The 16592-nt window shown below is 66.8% G+C and carries 16 protein-coding genes; 9 read left to right on the top strand and 7 right to left on the bottom strand.

Annotation, left to right across the window (positions count from 1 at the left end):
- The first annotated feature begins 305 nt into the window (after window positions 1–305).
- The 8 genes from CKW06_RS08540 (at window position 306) to CKW06_RS08505 (ending at window position 6923) form a co-directional block, all read left to right on the top strand.
- The gene (locus CKW06_RS08540) at window positions 306–1292 is read left to right on the top strand and encodes a PhoH family protein (protein WP_024956575.1); all 987 of its coding nucleotides are present in this window, start codon (window positions 306–308) and stop codon (window positions 1290–1292) included.
- The gene (ybeY, locus tag CKW06_RS08535) at window positions 1289–1774 is read left to right on the top strand and encodes an rRNA maturation RNase YbeY (RefSeq protein WP_005408831.1); all 486 of its coding nucleotides are present in this window, start codon (window positions 1289–1291) and stop codon (window positions 1772–1774) included. Before CKW06_RS08540 ends, ybeY begins: the two co-directional genes overlap by 4 nt.
- Before the next feature lie 48 nt (window positions 1775–1822).
- Window positions 1823–2431, top strand: a complete 609-nt coding sequence (locus tag CKW06_RS08530; RefSeq protein WP_024956574.1) for a hypothetical protein — start codon at window positions 1823–1825, stop codon at window positions 2429–2431.
- 74 nt (window positions 2432–2505) lie between these two features.
- Window positions 2506–3114, top strand: coding sequence for a hypothetical protein (locus tag CKW06_RS08525; protein WP_024956573.1), 609 nt, complete (start codon window positions 2506–2508; stop codon window positions 3112–3114).
- Window positions 3114–3701, top strand: coding sequence for a hypothetical protein (locus CKW06_RS08520; RefSeq protein WP_169448767.1), 588 nt, complete (start codon window positions 3114–3116; stop codon window positions 3699–3701). Before CKW06_RS08525 ends, CKW06_RS08520 begins: the two co-directional genes overlap by 1 nt.
- 64 nt (window positions 3702–3765) lie before the next feature.
- A complete protein-coding gene (locus CKW06_RS08515) occupies window positions 3766–4647 on the top strand; it encodes a CorC family transporter (protein ID WP_005408827.1) in 882 nt (293 codons plus the stop codon).
- Entirely contained in the window at window positions 4644–5894 is a 1251-nt protein-coding gene (locus CKW06_RS08510; protein WP_024956571.1) for a lipoprotein N-acyltransferase Lnb domain-containing protein, read from the top strand. Before CKW06_RS08515 ends, CKW06_RS08510 begins: the two co-directional genes overlap by 4 nt.
- A gap of 6 nt (window positions 5895–5900) precedes the next feature.
- The gene (locus CKW06_RS08505) at window positions 5901–6923 is read left to right on the top strand and encodes a magnesium and cobalt transport protein CorA (protein ID WP_024956570.1); all 1023 of its coding nucleotides are present in this window, start codon (window positions 5901–5903) and stop codon (window positions 6921–6923) included.
- A gap of 141 nt (window positions 6924–7064) precedes the next feature.
- Here CKW06_RS08505 and CKW06_RS08500 read toward each other — a convergent pair whose 3' ends face one another.
- From CKW06_RS08500 to CKW06_RS08485, 4 genes are all read right to left on the bottom strand, one after another.
- Complete coding sequence (locus CKW06_RS08500) at window positions 7065–8429, bottom strand: NAD-dependent succinate-semialdehyde dehydrogenase (RefSeq protein WP_024956569.1); 1365 nt, start codon at window positions 8427–8429, stop codon at window positions 7065–7067.
- A gap of 83 nt (window positions 8430–8512) precedes the next feature.
- Entirely contained in the window at window positions 8513–9355 is an 843-nt protein-coding gene (locus CKW06_RS08495) for an ABC transporter permease subunit (protein WP_005408823.1), read from the bottom strand.
- Window positions 9352–10284 (bottom strand): ABC transporter permease subunit, encoded by a 933-nt coding sequence (locus CKW06_RS08490; protein ID WP_024956568.1) that lies wholly within the window; start codon window positions 10282–10284, stop codon window positions 9352–9354. Before CKW06_RS08490 ends, CKW06_RS08495 begins: the two co-directional genes overlap by 4 nt.
- Window positions 10281–11417 (bottom strand): ABC transporter ATP-binding protein, encoded by a 1137-nt coding sequence (locus CKW06_RS08485; protein WP_033834728.1) that lies wholly within the window; start codon window positions 11415–11417, stop codon window positions 10281–10283. Before CKW06_RS08485 ends, CKW06_RS08490 begins: the two co-directional genes overlap by 4 nt.
- A gap of 273 nt (window positions 11418–11690) precedes the next feature.
- On the opposite strand from CKW06_RS08485, the gene CKW06_RS08480 reads away from it, so the two are divergent.
- Window positions 11691–13091 carry a flavin-containing monooxygenase gene (locus CKW06_RS08480; RefSeq protein ID WP_038645801.1) on the top strand — a complete coding sequence of 467 codons (1401 nt, stop codon included), beginning with the start codon at window positions 11691–11693 and terminating at the stop codon, window positions 13089–13091.
- Between the two features lie 38 nt (window positions 13092–13129).
- Here the strand turns inward: CKW06_RS08480 and CKW06_RS08475 are convergent, their stop codons facing one another.
- The 3 genes from CKW06_RS08475 to CKW06_RS08465 all read right to left on the bottom strand — a co-directional run bounded on the left by CKW06_RS08475 (window position 13130) and on the right by CKW06_RS08465 (window position 16486).
- Window positions 13130–14239 (bottom strand): polyamine ABC transporter substrate-binding protein, encoded by a 1110-nt coding sequence (locus CKW06_RS08475; protein ID WP_005408819.1) that lies wholly within the window; start codon window positions 14237–14239, stop codon window positions 13130–13132.
- 91 nt (window positions 14240–14330) lie between these two features.
- Window positions 14331–15728 carry a glutamine synthetase family protein gene (locus CKW06_RS08470; protein ID WP_005408818.1) on the bottom strand — a complete coding sequence of 466 codons (1398 nt, stop codon included), beginning with the start codon at window positions 15726–15728 and terminating at the stop codon, window positions 14331–14333.
- Window positions 15725–16486: a gamma-glutamyl-gamma-aminobutyrate hydrolase family protein gene (locus CKW06_RS08465; RefSeq protein WP_024957170.1), complete on the bottom strand. Its 762-nt coding sequence runs from the start codon at window positions 16484–16486 to the stop codon at window positions 15725–15727. Before CKW06_RS08465 ends, CKW06_RS08470 begins: the two co-directional genes overlap by 4 nt.
- Window positions 16487–16592 lie beyond the last annotated feature (106 nt).

The following is a 16592-nucleotide window of genomic DNA, read 5'->3' as shown; positions in this document are numbered from 1 at the left end:
GCGCCCAGCTTTGTTGCTCACCCGGCAACGAAACCTGCACTGTCGTCACGATGAATGCCCCCGTGCAGGCCCCCGTGGCAGTGCTGCCGAAGCGACGAGCGACCATGACGTTTTTTTCACCAGGACCTCATGGGCCTTGTGGCACAAGCATTGCGAAGGTCTATCCACAGGTTTTCGCGCCCCCCGTCCACACCGGGTGTGGAAAACGCTGTATCGACCGTCTGCTGGCCGTGTGCCCCGCACGCGCGCTACCCTTGTCTCCCCTGAATACACTGCGGTGGAAGGCGTCCGCCCCACCCGAAGCAATGAAAAGCATCGAGCATCGAGACTTCACCCTGTCGCCGGAAGACAACGAACGGCTGGCCAACCTGTGTGGCCCGTTCGACGGGCACCTGCGGCAGATCGAACTGAAACTCGGCGTGGAAATCGCCAACCGTGGCTTCGTGTTCCGCATCAGCGGGCCGAACGAAGCCATCGTCGAGGCGCAGAAGCTGGTTGAAGCGCTGTACGCCGAAGCCGGCGAAACCACCTTCGACAACCACGCCATCCACCTGCGCCTGGCGCAGGCCAATGTCGAGCAGATCGCCGAGCGCTCCTACGAAGCGCAGGAGGTGGCGATCAAGGTCAAGCGCGGCACGGTACGCGGGCGCGGTGCCAACCAGGCCCGCTACCTGCACCAGATCGCAACCCACGACATCAACTTCGGCATCGGGCCGGCCGGCACCGGCAAGACCTTCCTGGCCGTGGCCAGCGCGGTCGAAGCGCTGAACGAATCGCGGGTGCAGCGGCTGATCCTGGTCCGCCCCGCGGTGGAAGCCGGCGAGAAGCTGGGCTTCCTGCCCGGCGACCTGAGCCAGAAGGTCGATCCCTATCTGCGACCGCTGTACGACGCCCTGTACGAAATGATGGGCGTGGAAAAGGTGGTCAAGCTGCTGGAAAGGAACGTCATCGAGATCGCGCCGCTGGCCTATATGCGCGGCCGCACGCTCAACGATGCGTTCGTGATCCTGGACGAAGCACAGAACACCACCATCGAGCAGATGAAGATGTTCCTGACCCGCCTCGGCTACGGCTCCACCGCGGTGGTCACCGGTGACCTGACCCAGACCGACCTGCCCAAGCACGTGAAGTCGGGCCTGCGCGATGCCATCGATGTGCTGCGCGACGTGCAGGGTGTCAGCTTCACCTTCTTCGAATCCCGCGACGTGGTCCGCCACCCGCTGGTGGCGCGTATCGTCAGCGCCTACGACCGCCGCGACCTGCATCAGATCCAACCTGGAGCAACTCCATGACCCGTGGTCCCGTGCGACTGGACGTCGCCGTCAGTTATGCCCTGCCACGTGCCGGCCTGCCGGCGGCAGTGAGCTTCCGCAAGTGGGTGGCTGCCGCGCTGAAGGGCCGCATCCGCGAGGCCGACCTGGCCATCCGCGTGGTCGACGCCAAGGAAGGCCAGTCGTTGAACCGCCACTACCGTGGCAAGGACTACGCCACCAACGTGCTCAGCTTCCCGGCCGAAGTGCCCGAAGGCCTGCCCAAGGGCGTCAAGTTCCCGCTGCTCGGCGATCTGGTGATCTGTGCACCGGTCGTAGCGCGGGAGGCCGACGAACAGGGCAAGGCGCTCAACGCCCACTACGCGCACCTGACCGTGCACGGCGTGCTGCACCTGCTCGGCTGGGACCACGAGGACGACAAGGAAGCCGAAGCGATGGAACAGCTGGAACGGGAGATCCTGGCCGAGCTGGGCATCGACGACCCCTACGCGGGCGAGCGCTGACACCGGGCCCTGTTCCGAGCCCACGCACTCACGGAAGAGGAGCGCAGCATGACCCTGCCCGCACTTGTGCTTGCCGCGCTACTGCAGTCCGGGGCAGGCCTGATGCCCGATCCTGACCGTCCCTCACCGTTCCCCGCCAGCGACAGCGAGGCCGACATCGCCGCAAAGATCGCCGAACTAAGGGCGTTCTTCGGCAGCAGCGAGCGCGACACCCGCAACATCGTCGCCACTGCCCAGCAACGGGCACTGATCGAGCGCCTGGAAGCGCGGCACGCGGCACGTCTGGCCGGCATCTGGGTGGACAATGCGAGGGGCTGGAACGTTGTCGTGCGACTGACAGGCGCCGCACCCGAGGCCGATGAGACACATCCAGGGGCGGATGGCCCGCAACGTGTGCGCTACATCACCGGCGCCGCGATGACCGAAGCGGAGATGACGCGCCGCCTGCACGCACAGCAGGACTGGCTGCGGGCCCAGCTGCCCGACCTGTTCGGCCATGGCCTGGATGTCAAGACCGGGGAGCTGGAGGTGGAGCTGCGGGATACCCCAGCCAACCGCGCGACGGCGGCGGCCGTGCGTGACCACCTGCAGGCGCGACTGGGCTACCCGGTCAGGCTGCGCTGGTACCCAGCGACCACGCGCTGGAGTCCGCCCTGACTGCGCCACGGCTGGAGTGCCAGCCATGCGCTGAGCTACTGTTCAACACCGGCCAGGACGCGGAAGGAAAAAGGATGAACCCAGGGAACAGCTTCACGACGTTTGCGATGGCCGCCGGCCTGCTCGCGGGCCTGCTGGTGCTGGGCGCTCACACCGTGCGCCGCATCAGCGCCCGCGCCCCCAGCGGCAGGCACTGGCTGCTGCGCAGCCTGGCCCTGCTGTCGCCCGTGTGCCTGCTGGCCGGGCTGGCGATCGGCATGTTCGGCCCGCACTTCACAGGTAGAGCGGAACCCGCCCACCTGCCAGGGCTGTGGGAAACGTCGATGGTGCTGATACTGGTCGGTGCCTTGACCTTGCCAGTGCTGTGGCGAACGCTGCTGCAGCAGCGGTTTGGCAGGCCGGTCAATGCACTGCCGTTCTTCCACGCCAGCCGCACCTCGCTGCTGGTGCTGTTCGTGCTGGCCGTGATCTACATGAAAGTGGCCAGGACAGCCGCGGCGGAACTGATGCCCTGGCTGACCAGCCCGGGCCTGTGGCCGGCGGTGGCGCGCATCGCGGGGCAATCGATGCAGGTCGCCATGCTTGCGGTCGTGCTGACTCTCTCACTGATGGTCGTACGGCGGGCGATGACCGGTTTCCTGCGCCTTCTCAGCGGGCTGTTCCGACGCTCGCCGGGGCTATGATGGCGGCCCCTCGCCTGCGGAAACCGACCGTGTCACTGCGCTGCTGTCTGCCCCTGCTCTGTGCCCTCGCCGCTCCCTCCGCCTTCGCCACCCGCCTGGACCTGCCGGCCCTGATCGAATGCCGCCAGGGCGTGGCCGAGCAGGCCGCGCTGGCGCCGCTGCTGGCCGATCCGCTGAAGGCCGTGGCCCAGGGCCTGCAGCCGCTGCCGCAGGGCAACCAGTTCATGAGCGAGTTCCGGCTGGCCAGCCCGATCACCGTCTTCGGCCAACAGACCGATCGGGTGGCGGTGGCCGGCGCCAGCGTCATGGCCGTCCTCGACCAGGCCGACCCACGCCCACTGGCCAAACGGCTGGAATTGGAGACCGGCTACGACCAGGACGGCAAGTTCATGGCCGGCCGCGAGCTGGTCAGCCGCGACGTGACTGACCCGAAGACCGGCGAGGCCCAGATCGAGTCGATCATCCTCAGCGTCTCCACCGTGGCCTCCCACCCGGGCAAGACCCTGGCCGGCTGCACCTACAGCCTGGACCTGCCCGAAGAGAAGCCGGCCGCAGCCGCCCCAGCCCCGGCCACCGGCAGTCACTGACAGGCCGTCACATCCTGCTAGACTTGGGTCAACGCCCGGCCTGCCGGGTGCCTTTTTTCCAGAGATGTCAGAAGACGACAGTAGTAGCTCCCCTGCGGAGCACAGTGAAAAGAAGCGCGGCTGGCTTGAACGCCTGACCTCCGCCTTCTCCGGCGAACCCCATACCCGCGACGAGCTGGTCGCTGTCCTGCACACCGCGCAGGAAGAGGGTCTGATCGCCGCCGATACCCTGAAGATGATGGAAGGCGCCATTTCGGTGGCCGAGCTGACCGTGGGGGACGTGATGATCTCGCGCTCGCAGATGGTCTCGCTGCCGGTTGAAGCGCCCTTCCTGGAACTGATGAAGCAGGTGGTCGAATCCGGCCATTCACGCTTCCCGGTGCACGGCGAGAACAAGGACGACATCCTTGGCATCCTGCTGGCCAAGGACCTGCTGCGCGGCGTGGTCGCCGACAACGGTCCGGCCAACGTGCGCGAGCTGCTGCGCCCGGCGGTCCTGATCCCGGAAGCGAAGAAGCTCAACGTGCTGCTGAAGGAGTTCCGCCTGTCGCGCAACCACATGGCCATCGTGGTGGACGAGTACGGCGGTGTCGCCGGCCTGGTCACCATCGAGGACGTGCTGGAACAGATCGTCGGCGAGATCGACGATGAGCATGACGAGGCCGAGGATCCCTCGGCGCAGATCGCGATCCAGTCCGACGGCCAGTACGTGGTCGACGCGCTGACCCCGATCGGCGACTTCAACGAGCGTTTCGGCGCGACGTTCTCCGACGAGGACTACGACACCATCGGCGGCCTGGTCACCGAGGCCGTGGGCCACCTGCCGGAAGTCGGTGACGAGCTGGCGCTGGACCGCTTCATGTTCCGCGTGGCCCGCGCCGATGCGCGCCGGGTACAGGCCTTCCACGTGACCGTGCTGCCGCCGGACGCGCAGGACGACGCTTGAAGCGCCGCGGCCTGATCCTCATGGTGTGGCTGGCACTCTACGTGCTGGCCTTGGCCCTGCCGCTGGCCGCCTTCGCGCAGCCGGCGCCGGCCATACCTGCCGTGCCCGCGGCCAGCGCTGAAGCCCCTGCTCCGCGCATCGGCGTGGTGACCATGCAGCCGGGCACGGTGTTCTTCGAACGCTTCGGCCATGACGCCATCGTGGTGGTCGATCCGCTCAGCGGTGAAGCGACCTCGTACAACTTCGGCTACTTCGATCCGTCCGAGGACGATTTCATCAGCCGCTTCGCGCGCGGCGACATGATGTACTACCTGGTGGCGCTGCCGCTGCAGCAGGACCTGTCGTACTACGACGAGACCGGCCGTGGCGCCAGCGTGCAATGGCTGGACCTGCGCCCGGACCAGGCGCGCTCGCTGGCCGCCGGCCTGGCCGAGCGGGCCAAGCCGGAAAACGCGCGTTACCACTACGATTACTACACCGCCAACTGCGCCACGATGGTGCGCGACACGCTGGACAAGGCGCTCGGCGGCGGCCTGCAGTCGCAGCTGTCGGGGCGCTCGCGTGGCAACACCTATCGCAGTGAATCGGTCCGTCTGGCCTCGCCGGCACCATGGATGTGGCTGGGCTTCGATGTAGGCCTCGGACCGTTCGCCGACCAGCCGCTGTCGCGCTGGCAGGAAGCGTTCGTGCCGATGCGCCTGGCCGATGCCCTGCGCCAGGCACGCAACAGCGATGGCCGGCCGCTGGTGCAGTCCGAACAGGAACTGTTGCCGCACCGTATCGATCCGGAGCCGAAGGAGTTCGCACGCCGCTGGTGGCCGTGGCTGCTGTGTGGCCTGGTGATCGCCGCTGGCGTGCTGGCGCTGCGCGACCGCCCGCGCCTGCTGGCCGGGCTGGCCCTGCCGTTCTGGCTGCTGTGCGCCCTGTTCGGTGGCGTGCTGGTGTTCCTGTGGGGCTTCAGCATCCACTACGCCGCATGGGCCAACCGCAACCTGCTGCTGCTTTCGCCACTGGCCGTGCTGCTGCTGCCGGGCGCGATCGCACTGCTGCGCCGGCGCGTGCCGGGACGCATGTTCAGGATCGTGCTGTGGCTGCTGGCGGTACAGGCGGTGGCCGCGCTGGTGCTGCACTGGCTGAGCCTGCAGGCGCAGTACAACGTGCAGTGGATCGTGCTGCTGCTGCCGGTGCACATGGCACTGGCGTGGGTGCTGGCGCGTCGTCCTCACTTGTCCGAAACACGGCCCTGACGCACGATGGCGGGCATGTCATTGCCCGCCTCCGCTTCCGCCCCCGCTTCGGCCAACCCTACCTGCGTCATCAACTGCGTCCACTACGATGACGAGGGCAAGCGCCACGACATCAGCCTGGATGCCATCAGCGATGTCATTGCCAGCGGCAACGGCTTCGTCTGGGTCGGCCTGTACGACCCCAACGAAGACGTGCTGCTGAAACTGCAGGAAGAATTCTGCCTGCACGACCTGGCCATCGAGGATGCGCGCAATGCGCACCAACGGCCCAAGGTCGAGACCTATGGCAGCTCGTTGTTCGTGGTGGTGACCACCGCGCAGATGGTCGACGAACGCATCCAGTATGGCGAAACCCATGCCTTCCTCGGCCCGCGCTTCCTGGTGACGGTCCGCCACGGCGCCTCGCTGTCCTACGCACCGGTGCGCGCACGCGTCGAGCGTGAGCCGCAGCTGCTGAAGATGGGTCCGTCGTACTGCCTGTACGCGGTGACCGACTTCGTGGTCGACAACTACCTGCCGATCGTGCACCGCTTCCGCGACACCCTGGACCTCCTGGAAAAGGACATCTTCGCCGACACCTACAAGCGCAGCACGGTGGTGCGGCTGTACGAGCTCAAGCGCGAACTGAACAAGATGCGGATGGCGGTGGCGCCGTTGCAGGACGTGCTGGCGCAGCTGCGCCGCTACCAGGGCGAACTGATTCCCGATGAAGTGAAGCTCTACGTGCGTGACGTGCATGACCATGCGGTGCGCATCAGCGATGTGATCGACACCCTGCGCGAGATGCTGGGCACCGCGCTGAGCGTGAACCTTTCGCTGGTGACACTGGCGCAGGGCGAGACGGTCAAGCGGCTGGGCGCCTGGGCTGCGCTGCTCGCCGCGCCGACGCTGATCACCAGCTGGTACGGCATGAACTTCAGTCACATGCCGGAGCTGAGCGAACCCTGGTCGTACCCGCTGATGATCGTTGGCGTGGGCGGTGTGTGCGTGGGGCTGTATCGGTTGTTCAAGCGCGCGAAGTGGTTGTAGCGCGTATCGACCAACGGTCGATACCCACCAAAAACGGTAGGCCACGACCGTTGGTCGTGGCACATGCCCCGCTTCTGGTAGTGCCGGCCGCTGGCCGGCAACCCGGCAATGCCGGCCAGCGGCCGGCACTACCGTTCGGGATCAAGCCACGTAGACGGTCTTGATGTTCATGAACTCATGGATGCCATGGTCGGCCAGCTCCCGACCAAAGCCTGACTGCTTGCTGCCGCCGAACGGCAGCCGCGCGTCGCTCTTGACGATGGCGTTGACGAACGCCGCACCGCATTCCATGCGCTGCGCGAAGCGCTCGCCGCGTACCGGATCGCCGGTCCACACGCTGCCGCCCAGGCCGAAGCGGGTGTCGTTGGCCACGCGCAGTGCCTCGGCCTCATCCTTGACCCGGATCACTGCGGCCACCGGCCCGAACAGCTCCTCGTCATACGCCGGCATGCCCGGGCCGACCTGGTCGAGCACCGTGGCCGGATAGCCGGCATGGGTGCCGGCAATCGGCTCACCACCGATCAGCACCCGCGCGCCCTTGGACACGCTGGCCTGCACCTGCTTGTGCAGTTCGTCACGCAGGTCGGCGCGAGCCATCGGCGCCAGCGTGGTACCGCGCTCATCGGGATCGCCGTACTGGCGCTCGCCCGCCGCCTGTACAAAGCGACGGGTGAATTCATCGGCCACCGCCTCGACCACGATGAAGCGCTTGGCCGCGATGCAGGTCTGCCCGCTGTTGTCGAAGCGCGACTTCACTGCCGCGGCCACGGTCTTGTCGAGGTCGGCATCGTCGAGCACCACGAAGGCATCGCTGCCACCCAGCTCCATCACCGACTTCTTCAGCTGGCTGCCGGCATTGGAGGCGATCGAGCGCCCTGCCCGCTCGCTGCCGGTCAGCGTCGCCGCCTTCACCCGTGCGTCGCGCAGCACGCCGGCGGCCTGGTCGTTGTCGATGTGCAGCACGTCGAACACGCCATCAGGCAGGCCGCCGTCACGGCACACCGCCAGGATCAGGTCGGCGCACTGCGGCACGTTGCTGGCGTGCTTGAGCAGGGCGACGTTGCCAGCCATGAACGCCGGGGCCAGGAAACGGAATACCTGCCAGATCGGGAAATTCCACGGCATCACCGCGAACACGCAGCCGATCGGCTCGTAGCGCACGTAGCTGCGCTGGGCTTCGGTATCGATCAGCTGCGGCTTGAGATAGTCGGCCGCGTGATCGGCATAGTACTCGCAGGCGGCAGCGCACTTGTCGACCTCGGCCAGCGCCTCGGCCTTGAGCTTGCCCATCTCGTGGGTCATCGCCTGCTGCAGGTCGTCGCGCCGCGTGCGCAGCTGCGCGGCGATCTGGCGAAGGATGGCGCCGCGGTCCTGCAGCGAGCGATCTGCCCAGCCCGGAAATGCATCGGCAGCGGCCTGCAGGCGCTGCTCGATGTCGGCTGCGCCCATCAGTTCATGGCGGTAGGTCACCTGTCCGGTGGCCGGGTCGACGATCTCGACGGTCATGGGGGATCTCCATCTGGAAGACCCCCATTGTGCGCCGCCGGCTGTGAGCCGGGTGTTGCCGGCGTTGTCGGCAGACCGTGTCCTCAGCCGTTGTCCTGCCGCGCCAGCTGCAGGTCGCGCTGGCGCCGCTTCTCGGCGCGGGCGTTGATATACCAGCCGATCACCGCGGCGATCGACACCGCCGACACCAGCAGCGTGGCCAACGCGTTGATCTTCGGGCTGATGCCCATGCGCACCGAGGCGAACACCTTCATCGGCAGCGTGGTCGAGCCCGGCGTGGCGACAAAGCTGGCCACCACCACGTCATCCAGCGACAGGGTGAACGCCAGCAGCCAGCCCGCCACCAGCGCCGGCGCGATGATCGGCAGGGTGATGCGGCCGAACACGGTCAGCCGGCTGGCGCCCAGATCCATCGCCGCTTCTTCCAGCGACAGGTCCATTTCCTGCAGCCGCGAGGACACCACCACGGTGACGAAGCACAGGGTGAAGGTGACGTGGGCGATCCAGATGGTGGCCAGGCCGCGTGCCGGGAAGCCGGGAATCGCGCCCATCGAGGCCAGCAGCGCCATCAGCGAGAAGCCCAGGATCACATCCGGCATCACCAGCGGTGCGGTCACCAGCGCGCCGAACAGCGGCTTGCCACGGAAGCGCTTGAAGCGCGTCATCACCATCGCCGCCAGCGTGCCCAGCACGGTGGCCGTGCAGGCAGTCCAGAACGCCACCACCAGGCTGGTCCACATCGCATCCATCAGCGCGCGGTCGGCGAACAGGTCGCTGTAGGCACGGGTGGAGAACCCGGCCCAGACCATCGCCAGCCGCGAGCTGTTGAACGAATAGAACATCAACAGCAGGATCGGCAGGTACAGGAAGGCGAAGCCGAGCAGCAGCACGCCCAGCCCCAGGCCCTTTGCGCTACGCGGGCTCATGCCTGCTTCCCTTCCAGCAGGCGCTGCTGGGAACGGTTGAACAGCAGGATCGGCACCAGCAGCAACAGGATCATCGCCACCGCCATCGCCGAGGCACCCGGCCAGTTGCGGTTGTTGAAGAACTCGTTCCACAGCTGGCGGCCCACCATCAGCGTCTCCGAGCCACCCAACATTTCCGGGATCACGAATTCACCAATGGCCGGAATCATCACCAGCATGCAGCCGGCGATGATGCCCGCTTTGGACAACGGCAGGGTGATGCGCAGGAACGCCTGCCACGGCCTGGCACCGAGGTCGTAGGCCGCCTCCAGCAGGCGGTGGTCATGTTTGACCAGATTGGCGTACAGCGGCAGCACCATGAACGGCAGATAGCAGTAGACGATGCCGATGTAGGCGGCGGTCGGGGTGTCGATCAGCTGCAGTTTCGGCAGGCCCATCGACGTCATCAGCGTCTGCAGGCCGGTGAACTGCAGGAACTGGTCGAGCAGGCCATTGCGGTCCAGGATCGCCTTCCACGCATACACGCGGATCAGGAACGAGGTCCACGACGGCAGCACCACCAGCATCATCGCCACGTTGCGCGCGGCGGGCGACAGGCGCGCGATGGCATAGGCCATCGGATAGCCGATCAGCAGGGTCAGGAAGGTCGAGATCGCCGCGATCCTGATCGAGCTCAGGAACGCCTGCGCATAGATCGAATCGCGGAACAGCGCCAGGTAGTTTTCCAGGTTCAGCTTCAGCGAGAAACCGCCGTCGGCGTACTGCAACAGCCAGGTGTACGGCGGCGAGCCGACCCGGCTGAGCGAGAAGCTGATCATCAGCACGATCAGGAACGGCACTGCAAAGAACAGCAGCAGCCACAGGTACGGAATGCCGATCACCGTGGCACGCAGCCCCGGCAGCCAGCGCTTCAGGCCGGCGGTGCTCATGAGGTGAGCACCACGCCGTCGTTGTCGCGCCAGTGCACCCACACCTCGTCGCCCCAGGTGAGGCCATCACTGGCCCAGCGCTGCGAATTGGCGAAGTTGGCCAGCACCTTGGCGCCGCTGGGCAGGCGCACGTGGTAGACCGAATGGCTGCCGAAGTAGGCGATGTCCTCGATCACGCCCTGGGCCTTGTTGGTGTGCCCTTCCGGTTCGTCCTTGCCGATCATCACCTTCTCCGGGCGCAGCGCGAACGCGACCGGCTGCCCTTCATAACCGGTGATGCCATGGGCGATGTAGATCGGCGCCGGGAACAGCGGCGAGCGTACGGTCACGTACTCCGGCAGGTCCTCGTCGATCACCCCGTCGAACAGGTTGACCGAACCGATGAACTCGGCGACGAAGCGGTTGGCCGGCTGCTCGTAGACCTCGTCCGGCTTGCCGACCTGCTGGATCCAGCCGGCATCCATCACCGCGATGCGGGTGGCCATGGTCATCGCTTCTTCCTGGTCGTGGGTGACCATCACGCAGGTCACGCCCGACGATTCGATGATGCTGACCAGTTCCAGCTGCATCTGCGAGCGCAGCTTCTTGTCCAGCGCGCCCATCGGCTCGTCCAGCAGCAGCAGCTTCGGCCCCTTGGCCAGCGACCGCGCCAGCGCCACGCGCTGCTGCTGGCCGCCGGACAGCTGGTGTGGCTTGCGCTTGCCCAGGTGGCCCATCTGCACCAGGTCGAGCATCTCGCCGACGCGCTTGCTGATCGCGTCCTTGCCCAGGCCATCCTGCTTCAGGCCGAAGGCAATGTTCTGCTCGACCGTCATGTGCGGGAACAGCGCATAGGACTGGAACATCATGTTGACCGGCCGCTGGTACGGCGGCAGCGCGTCCAGGCGCTGGCCATCGAGGGTGATGCTGCCCTTGGTGGGCGTCTCGAAGCCGCCCAAGCAGCGCAGCAGGGTCGATTTGCCACTGCCGGAGCCACCGAGCAGGGCAAAGATCTCGCCCTTGCGCACGTCCAGGTTGACGTCGTCGACGGCGACGAAACCGTCGAATTCCTTGCGCAGGTCACGAATGGAGAGATAGCCGGGCACACCGGTCGTGTCGACGACGGCGGCTACCGGCTGGGCTTCAACGGGCATGGGGGCTCCGGGAGCGGGCGGTGGACAGCGGCCGCCATTCTAACGGCCGGGGGGCCCAGGGGATATGACGGCGGCAGGCGGAAGCGGCCGCTGGCCGGCTCCGGGGGCCCCAGGAGTGTCGGTTTTCCCCCGCCATGGTGGCCTGCCCGCGCAAAGGCCCGGGCTCCCCGGGACGACCCTGCGGTCGTCCCGGCCAGACACCACAGGCGACGCCTCGATCTGCAACGATTTTCAGAACCGGATCTGTTGAAGGCCCGGGGCGTTCTCCGCGCAATGGCCCTGATCAAGGCCTTGCATGGACCCACCCTAGTGACTTCCCCGGACAGCCCCTCCCCTTTCCCGCCCCGCCTGCCGGGCTCCCTGCCTGCAAGGCTGCCGCTGGTCATCATCGGTGCCGGCCAGGCCGGGTTGTCGCTCAGCGCGCTCCTGCAGGAGACCGGCGTCGAGCATCGCGTGCTGGAGGCCGAAACCGTAGGCGCCAGCTGGCAGCGGCGCTGGGAGTCGTTCCAGACCAACACCGCCAACGCCACGATGGCCCTGCATGGTCATGCCTATGCCGGCGATGACCCGGATGGCTTCATGGGCGCCCCGGAGGTGATCCGGCACCTCCGCGACTATGCCCACGAGCGTTCCCTGCCGATCAACGAGGGATGCGGGGTGCATCGGGTTGGGCCTGGGCCCGGTGGCTACGCCATCCACAGCAGCCAGGGGCTGATCCATGCCCGCGCGGTGGTGGTCGCCACCGGTGAATACCGCCGCACACGGATGCCCCGGGTCCCGTTCGCGCCCGCGCCAGGCCTGACCGTGCTGCACTCGGGCGACTACCGCAGTGCCCGCCAGCTGCCCGATGGCGCCGTGCTGGTCATCGGGGGTGGGCAGTCCGGCGCGCAGATCGCCCAGGACCTGCGCGACAGCGGTCGCAGCGTGCACTGGTCACTGGCCCAGCGCCATTCGCATACCCGCCGGCTGCGCGGCAAGGACTCGATGACCTGGTGGGACATGGCCGGGCGCATCCACCAGCATGTGAGTGAAGCGGCCGCCGTACTGGCCGGAGAACCGGATGCACTGCGCAAGGCCCGCACCGCAGAGTTCCCGCTTATTTCCGGCAAGGGAAACGGTGGCCTGGGCAGCTCGATCAGCCTGCTGGCGATGCACCGCGCGGGCATCAGGCTGCTGGGCCGGTTGCAGGGCTTCGATGGAAACGTCGCCCGCTTCGCCGATGTGCGCCCGCAGCTGCGTACCGCGATCAAGGCCACGCAGGCCGAGTACGCCTATCTTGATTCGCTGGCCAGCGCGTACTACGCCACGCGTCCCGAGCCACGCACCGACGATGCCCGCTACATTCCGGAGGAGGTCTATCTGCACTGGGAACCGGACGCATCCCCGCGCGAACTGGATCTGCAGGCGGAAGGCATCCGCTCGGTGGTGCTGGCCACCGGCTTCGTCGCCGAATGGCCCTGGCTCGACGTACCGGGCGCGCTGGATGCACATGGCTACCCGCTCGGCGACTTCGGTGTTTCCCCGCAACCGGGGCTGTTCTTCATCGGCATGCACAACCTGCAGCGGATGAGTTCATCGTTCCTGTGCAACGGCGGTCGCGATGCGCGCGACCTGCTGCCTGCCATCCTGCGGCACCTGGGCCGAAGCGGGAGTACCGGCATCGACCCTGGGTAAGGCAGCCGCCGGGCATGACCCGACGGCACCAGGCCGGCTCAACGGCCGGTCTTCACCTCGGTCCACAGCCGGGTGTAGAGCTTGTCGGTCTCCGGCGTGTTGATCGAGTACGTGAACATCTTCGCGGCCACGTCGGCCGGCGGGTAGATGGTCGGGTCGGTACGGATCGCCTCATCCACCAGCGGGGTCGCGGTCGGCACCGGGTTGGCGTAGTGGATGAAGTTGGTGTTGGCCGCGGCAACCTTCGGCTGCAGCAGGTAATTGATGAAGGCGTAAGCGGCCTCCGGATGCTTGGCGTCCTTCGGGATCGCCAGCATGTCGAACCACTGCGGGGCGCCTTCCTTCGGGATCGAATAGGCCACGTGCACGCCATTGCTGGCTTCCTCGGCGCGGTCGCGGGCCTGGATGATGTCACCCGACCAGCCGACCACCAGGCAGGTGCCGCCATTGGCCAGCGAACCCACGTACTGCGAGGAGTGGAAATTCTGCACGTACGGTCGGATCGACTTCAGCAGGTCGGCCGCCTTCTGCAGCTCGGCCGGGTCACCGCTGTGCGGGTCCAGGCCCAGGTAATGCAGCGCGATCGGGATCATGTCGGCCGGCGTGTCCAGGATGGTCACGCCGCAGTCCTTCATCTTGCTGATGTTCTCCGGCTTGAACACCAGGTCCCAGCTGTTGGCGATGTCGGTGCTGCCACCGAAACGCTGCTTCAGCATCTCCACGTTGTAGCCGATGCCGGTGGTGCCGATCATGTACGGCACGCCGTACTGGTTGCCCGGGTCCTGGGTGGCGATGCGCTTCATCACCGCCGGATCGAGATTGGCCAGGTTCGGGATCTTGCTCTTGTCCAGCGGCAGGAACACACCGGCCTGGATCTGGCGACCGAAGAAGTTCAGGGTCGGCACCACCACGTCGTAGCCGCTGTTGCCGGCCAGCAGCTTGGTCTCGACCATCTCATCGCTGTCGAACACATCGTAGGTCACCTTGATGCCGCTCTCCTTCTCGAAGGTCGGGATGGTGTCCTCGGCGATGTAATCGCTGTAGTTGTAGACGTTCAGGACCTGGCTGTCCTGCGCGCCGCCATTGCCACCGCCACAGGCGGCGAGCATGGCGGAGGCCAGGCCGAGCGTGAGGATACGCAGCTTCATCGGGTGCTCCAGAATGCGGGAAGGGGGGCCGGCGGTGCCGGCGACGGGTGCCAGCCTACCCCCCGGCGGCGGATTTTTCTATTCCGGATGCTCAGACGTTCAGCAGCAGGAACTCGCGCTCCCACGAGCTGATGACACGGAAAAAGGTCTCGTATTCCTTGCGCTTCACCGAGATGTAGGCCCGGCAGAAGCGCTCGCCCAGCAGGGCCTGCAGTTCGCTGCACTGCTCCAGCCCATCCAGCGCTTCGCCCAGCGAGCGCGGCAGGTTGTAGCCCAGTTCCTTGGCGCTGCCGGTCACCGGCGCATCCGGTGCCAACCGCTCGCGGATGCCCAGCAGGCCGCAGGCCAGGGTCGCCGCCATCGCCAGGTAGGGGTTGGCGTCGGAACCGGCGAAGCGGCTCTCCACGCGCATGTTTTCCGGCGTGTCCAGCGGCACGCGCAGGCCACAGGTGCGGTTGTCGAAGCCCCAGTGCACGTTGCTCGGCGAGACTTCGCCGAACACCAGCCGGCGGTAGGAATTCACGTTCGGCGCGAAGAACGCCATCGCCTGCGGCGCGTACTTCTGCAGGCCGCCCAGATAGTGGCCGAACACCGGGCTGAACTCGCCTTCGGCATCGGTGTCGCCAGCGAACACATTGCTGCCGTCGCTCACCCGCACCAGGCTCTGGTGGATGTGCATGGCACTGCCCGGCTCGTTCTCCATCGGCTTGGCCAGGAAGGTGGCATACACGCCGTGGCGCATCGCCGCCTCGCGCATGGTGCGCTTGAACAGGAACACCTGGTCGGCCAGGTCCATCGCATCGGCATGGGTGAAGTTGACCTCCAGCTGCGCCGCACCGGATTCGTGGATCAGCGTGTCCACATCCAGCTTCATCGCATCGGCGTAGTCGTACATCAGGTCGAGGATCGGGTCGAATTCGTTGACCGCATCGATCGAGTACGACTGCCGCGCGGTTTCCGGGCGCCCGGAGCGGCCGGCCGGTGGCAGCAGCGGGAAGTCCGGGTCGGTGTTCTTCTGCACCAGGAAGAACTCAAGCTCCGGCGCCACCACCGGGCGCAGGCCCAGCTCGGCGTAGGCCGCCAGCACGCGGCGCAGTACGTTGCGTGGCGCCAGCTCGTGCGGCTCACCGTTCTTGGTGTAACAGTCGTGGATGACCTGCGCGGTGGCGTCGGCCGCCCACGGCACCATGCGCACCGTGTCCGGATCGGGACGCAGCATCATGTCCGAGTCCGACGGCGAGGTCAGCTCGTAGTAGTCATCAGGGAACTCGCCGGTGACGGTGGTGGCGAAAATGCCTTCGGGCAGCCGCGTACCGTAATCATGCGAGAACTTGTCGGCGGGAATGATCTTGCCGCGCGCGTTGCCGGTGATGTCCGGGACCAGGCATTCGACCTCGGTGATGCGCCGCTCCTTCAGCCAGCGCAGCAGGCTGCTTTCCTGCGGTGCGGGGGGCGTAGCCGTCTTGCGCGGGCGCGTTCGGGAACTCATCGGGAATCCAGTCGGTTCTGTTGGTGCTGCCGGCAAGCTTGGCCGAACGCACGGAAAATAGCGTGATAGAACGGCGAGTCCATGACACGCCACTCCGGGTGCCACTGTACGCCGAGCACGAAACGATGGCGTGGGCTGCGCGCTGCCTCGACCAGTCCATCATCGGCTACTGCCTCGACCTGCAGCCCGTGTGCCAGTCGGTCGATGCCCTGCCCGTGAACCGAATTGACCTGTGCGCGGTCACCGCCTTGCCACTGCGCCAGCCAGCCATCGGCGACCAGGGTGACCGCGTGGGCCGGCCCGTACTGCACCTCCACCGGCGCCTGTGGGTCTTCGCGATGGTCAGTCAGGCCAGGCACCGCGTGTACCTGCGGATGCAGGCTGCCCCCCAGCGCGACGTTCAGTTCCTGGAAGCCGCGGCAGATCGCCAGTACCGGCAGGTCCAGCGCCAGCGCCTCGCGCAGCAGCGCGAACGCATTGGCATCACGGGCCGGGTCATGCGGATTGCCCGGCCAGCTGCGGCCGCCCTCGTAATGCTGCGGTTCGATGTTGCTGACCGCGCCGGTCAACAGCAGGCCATCAAGCCCCTGCAGCCAGTCGCCAGCCGGCAAGGGAGGCTGCAGGCTCGGCAGTACCACCGGGGTCACTTCGGCGGCCTCGGCCAGCGCGCGCACGTACTTCTCGCCAGCCACCGCGAAACGGTGGTGGCCGAGCACGGTACTGTCGGTGGGCAGGCCCACCCAGGGCAGGCGGCGCATGGTAAAACTCCTTGGCGTGCGAACACGTTACCCGCCGGCCAACGAAGGCGGCAAGTCTTCGCCATCACGCCACGGCTGTCACGCATCGGCGAGACTACGCGGGTGA

The organism is Stenotrophomonas maltophilia, from assembly GCF_900186865.1.
GTDB lineage: Bacteria > Pseudomonadota > Gammaproteobacteria > Xanthomonadales > Xanthomonadaceae > Stenotrophomonas > Stenotrophomonas maltophilia.
The sequence above is the reverse complement of the archived record's forward strand: the minus strand, read 5'-3'. Positions and strand labels throughout refer to the sequence as shown.